Annotated in this window: 5 protein-coding genes; 1 reads left to right on the top strand and 4 read right to left on the bottom strand. The window is 51.6% G+C overall.

The features are described 5' to 3' along the window. The 4 genes from GOV53_RS21130 to GOV53_RS21145 form a co-directional block, all read right to left on the bottom strand. Positions 1–563, bottom strand: a 563-nt coding sequence (locus GOV53_RS21130) for a DUF3299 domain-containing protein (protein ID WP_170470522.1), incomplete at its 3' end; no start/stop codon positions are given. 139 nt (positions 564–702) lie between these two features. Then, on the bottom strand, positions 703–1,602 hold the full coding sequence (locus GOV53_RS21135; protein ID WP_170470525.1) for a hypothetical protein: 900 nt from the start codon (positions 1,600–1,602) through the stop codon (positions 703–705). Next, entirely contained in the window at positions 1,599–2,024 is a 426-nt protein-coding gene (locus GOV53_RS21140) for a putative quinol monooxygenase (protein WP_170470528.1), read from the bottom strand. Before GOV53_RS21140 ends, GOV53_RS21135 begins: the two co-directional genes overlap by 4 nt. A 59-nt stretch (positions 2,025–2,083) precedes the next feature. Next, entirely contained in the window at positions 2,084–3,826 is a 1,743-nt protein-coding gene (locus tag GOV53_RS21145; protein ID WP_170470531.1) for an amidohydrolase, read from the bottom strand. A gap of 266 nt (positions 3,827–4,092) precedes the next feature. Here GOV53_RS21145 and GOV53_RS21150 point away from each other — a divergent pair. Continuing rightward, the coding region (locus GOV53_RS21150) for a hypothetical protein (RefSeq protein ID WP_170470534.1) at positions 4,093–4,628 on the top strand (536 nt) is incomplete at its 3' end.

Below are 4,628 nucleotides of genomic sequence, written 5' to 3' on the forward strand. Positions count from 1 at the left end.
ACAAACAGGAATTCGGTTACAACTCCTCCATCGATTGTCAGTGGTACTATGTACCCGGGTAGCCTGATTGTTGTACCCAGTTTTTCAAGATTTGGACCGCGTCCGATTGCGTTGTTTTGCGCAATGATTTTTCGGCGCTCTAGCATTAGCTTTTCTACGTCGACATCATTTGCGGCCAGAACACCATTGGCCGCCCTGTATTCTTTTATCAGATCAGGATCAGAGCGCTCACTGGCACTGGATGTTCGCCAACGAACTTGCGTTCGCATAGCGTTCAACAACGGATCTGGCAGTGTTTCAAATGGGGTTTCCAGAGACTTTAGGGTTGGCTTCAAATCACGCCAGCTAACCGCAACATGCTCCTGAATAGGATCATCTAGCGCTGTGGAGCTTGCGGCAATGGCCAAATCAAGTATGCGCTTAGACATGTCAAAACGCTTTGCCCCTGAAGGAGAAGTTTGGGCAGCAGATTTTTGCGGGACTTGGACAACATCTGCCTGAGCATCTTGAGTGTATGCGAGCGCAAAAGCAGAAATTATCAGAGCAATCAGGTTACTTGTCATTTCTGAACTCCAGTTTTCACTCCAAGTTGCGACGGGTCAATTTTTTCGGCCAAGTTTAATGTGCAAGGGATTTCACTCTCGTGTTTTTTGTGCCCAGTCGCTGAAAGCAGTCTCTTGAATCATTCTTCCGAAGCGCCATTCAAAAAAAGAACGACAGACCCAGTTTAAGTTGTCTGTCCGGCCCGCCGTTAGGTTTGCGCTCCAAAGTGTAGTACCCGACACTGACATCCATAGCGGTGCCTTTAGCCTCATTGATGATCGACGTTTTGCCAGCGGTCAAACCCAATGGAATTGCCCACGCTTCATCATTGCTGGCCGAATTCCAGTTGTACGAAACGACGTTGTTGTACCCAACGTACCAACCCTCTCCCAAACCGTAGGTGAGTATAGGTTGAAGGATGGTCACACTGAAATCGTTCTCGCCCCACATATGGGCAACGACACCACCCCAAGACAAATCACCTGTTTGCCCAAACATGACAAAGGCAGGACCAGCCCCCCAACCTGCGCCTTGCAAGGCGTCATTCGTGTTCGTTGGCAAGGAAACTTGCAGGCCGTAGCCCAGTGCGATTCCGCTTTCTCCCGGCGTAGGTGAATAAAATGCCTGCACAGTTGAATCGCCGATGCCCCAGGTCAAATCGTCTTCTTCCGAAGGATCGACAATTCCAGGCGGCAACACAGCTCCGGGCTGGACACCTTGGATCGGCACAATCCCCCGAAGCACAAGTGTGGCGTCTGTCAGTGGAACTGAATAGACGGGCTGTAGCTGAAAGTTGTAGCTGTCGTCGTCATTCGTCCCGGTCCTAAAGGCGATTGTATTGTCGGTGATCAGTGCTTTTGTGTCCGCAAGCGGGTTCGCCGCCTTCCGCGCTGCCTGACAAGCCGCGTCACAAGCTTGAGCTGCAATGGGTTGAAGACTCATCAGCCCAGCGAAGAAAACAGCACAAGTGCAAAGTCGGCATTTCATCATTTGCTTCCGTGTTCCGCTTAGATTTTTCTGTAGACTTTTTCTAAACCTTCTTTGCCGTCGCGCATTCATTTGGATCGTCCTTGCGCTGCAGCGGCAATTGGTTGGCCAATCTCTGCACCAATGCTTCGGAACAGTTCCTGATGGTCATCCGTAAGCCACGATAGCGTGACGATTTTCTCGAACTTCGCCAACTCAACCAACTGTGGAATGAAGGGCTCGATCAACGCTTCGTGCCGGGCATGGGCAGCGGCATCCACATAACGTTCATAGCCGTACACCGTCTCGCCAACTCGGGCGAACTCGTAAACTAAAAGCCCGTCATCGGTGGCAGAGGCCTCAACCATGTCTTTGGCCAAAGCATCAAAAGCCTGCGCGTTTTCAGCCGGAACGCTTAGTATGGCGATAAATGCGACTTCTTCCGCATGAGCATGAGTCACCGTTGAAAAACTTGTTGCCAGCAAAAAAGCGGTACAACGAACCAGTCGTTTCAATTCTGGTCTCCTATCCGGAGTTTGCACGAGACGGCCAAGGGCGTTGTGCGCCCCAGCAGTCAAATGCCGTCCCGATGCGTGAACCGCCCATCCATTAGCGTACCCAACACCTTGATGTTCGAGATTTCGCGCGGTTCGATTGCGGTGATGTCCTGATCGAGAACGACGAGGTCGGCATATTTTCCCACCTCGATGGAGCCTATTTTGTCCTCCATCGCTTGCTGAGCCGCAGGATAGATCGTGACCGCTTTCAGCGACTCTTCCAATGAGGCCGGTTTGCGAGACAACGGGAACGGTTTGCTGTCCGGATTCAGCGGGTCCTGCAAAGTCATCGCAATCTCAACATTGAGGAGCGGACCAATCAGATCAATCGGCGAGGATGGCACGTCCGAAGATATCGATACGTTGTGTCCGAGTGCCATCAGCGAGGAATAGCGGGCAAAAATCGCCTCGACCTTTGCACGACCCAACAAGTCCAATGCGTTAACATCTTGGTTTTCCCAATCAACGTGGAAAATAGGCGTCGTATTTACCATGATGTCATTCTCAATGACTGTTTCATGGTCTTGATCTGATACCCAAAAGTAGTGATGCAATAGATTGTTGGGAACGTCATAACCAGCGCCGCGCGCGGTCATGATCGCGTCCACCGTATTACGCACTGTTTGTGATCCATCCACGTGAGTGCCCACCGGAAGCCCGTTCTGATTAGCATGCAGATAGACCGAAGTTATCATTGGGCCTTCAATGGCAGCCGCACCGCGCGTTGCAGACCCATCGGCGTAATCGTCCAGCATCCAGGCCGTCTTTGAACTCCAGTTCCCTTCTGGATGGATTTTGATGCCCCAGATGCGCAGCATGTCGCTGTCGTATTGCTCGCGTAACTCAAGTGTGTGTTCTACTATTTCGTCAGCAGTGGCGGTCGGGTCCTTGAATCCAGTCGCAACAAAAGTGCGGATCGTTAGCTCACCGTTCTTTTCAAGTTCGTGTAGGTGGGCCAGTGCGAGTTTTTCATCATCTTTCACAAGAGACAGATCGGTAACTGTCGGCATAGCCATCAGAGGCACGTGTACCGCTGTGATTCCGGTTTTGACGGCCTGATCGTAGAGATTTTTCTGGATGTCAGGAATTTCACCTGCTGGATCCCAAGCGCCTGCATTTCGAAATGCCGCAGCCCACTGGAACTCAATGCCGATACCGGTCTGGTTGCCTTCCGCATCACGCTGCCAGAACATAACGCCCGGCACCTGATCCTCTTCGTCAGGGCTGACTTGACCCGCTTCGAAAGCTTTGGAGTTCATCCAAACATCGTGGATTGTGAAGTCGAGGATAAAGGCCGGACGGTCAGAAACCACCGAATCCAAATCTTCTTTTGTGGGCCACCCGCCATAAGCCACCTGATTGAACCCATATCCAAGGATCAATTCCTCGTCAGGGTTTGCATCGGCATATTCCTTGACTGCGGCCAATGCCTCTTCAAGTGTTTCAATTCCAAACAGACTGACACCGCGCGAAGTCCAACCCGATGCAACGATGTGATCGTGGCCTGACACAAAGCCCGGCAGAAGGGTATCCCCGCCCAAGTCCAGAACCTCGGTGTTATCTCCGATCAGCGCCTCGGCCCCAGCAACATCACCAACATAGCTTATCTGGTTGCCCGTGACCGCAACGGCCTGCGCGGTCGGCGCATCGTCATTCATGGTAAGCACGGATGCGTTGGTAAAGACCAGATCGGCGGCCTGCGCATAGAGAGCAGTTGAGGACACCAATAGCGCAGCAATGGAAAGTGTAAGCTTCTTCATGAGGCACTCCGAGGACATTGACAGGTTTTCTGTGTTCGAGATCGATAATGTAACCTGAGTTTAGGACTGGCTATCCGAATCGTGCAAACTATTACGAATAATTGAATTTCAATGTGCTACTGCCAGAGCTGGTCGCAGTAAGGGTTAACTGAGGCGCTATGTTACGGTCCAAGAAAATACGTTCAGTGGATCACCTGCCTGATTACACTGGCGTCCAACTCGAAGCACTCGCTCTCTCTCCACAGGGTCCGAAGCTGAATTGGCGCATGGCCCAACACAATGGTTTTAACCTTTATTGCGAGGAATATTTTTCGCGTATTCGTTTCCAAGAAGCTCAACACGGCGACACAGTCTTTCTCGGTTTAGTCTTACCCAATGGCGAACCGGTTCGATTTCAGGGAATTCTATATGAGGATCCGTTTCTTGTGTTCTGGCAAGGGCAAAAGCCAACAGAGTATGACTACGTAGCCGAAGCTGGCACTCAGATATACCTGCTGGAAGTTCCGTGGCTACAGGTCGAGAAGCGTGGATGGGCAACGTTTAAAGCACCCATCCGCCTGTCCAGATCCGACGCTCTGAATGCATATGCCCGATGCATTGAGAAGTGGCTTTGCCACAAACAAGCTACCGCTGGTGAGACAGAGGCTTCGACGTTGAATGACATACTCGAGAACCTCGAAAACATGGCAGGTGAACTCCTTTACCGTACCGAACCACAAATGGGCGCCGACAAGGCGAGCTATAGTCAATGGAAGACCGTTGCGGCGGCTGAAGCGTATTTTTCAGAAAACCCGGCTGGCAC

This window comes from Ruegeria arenilitoris, assembly GCF_013035315.1.
Classification (GTDB): Bacteria; Pseudomonadota; Alphaproteobacteria; order Rhodobacterales; family Rhodobacteraceae; genus Ruegeria; species Ruegeria arenilitoris_D.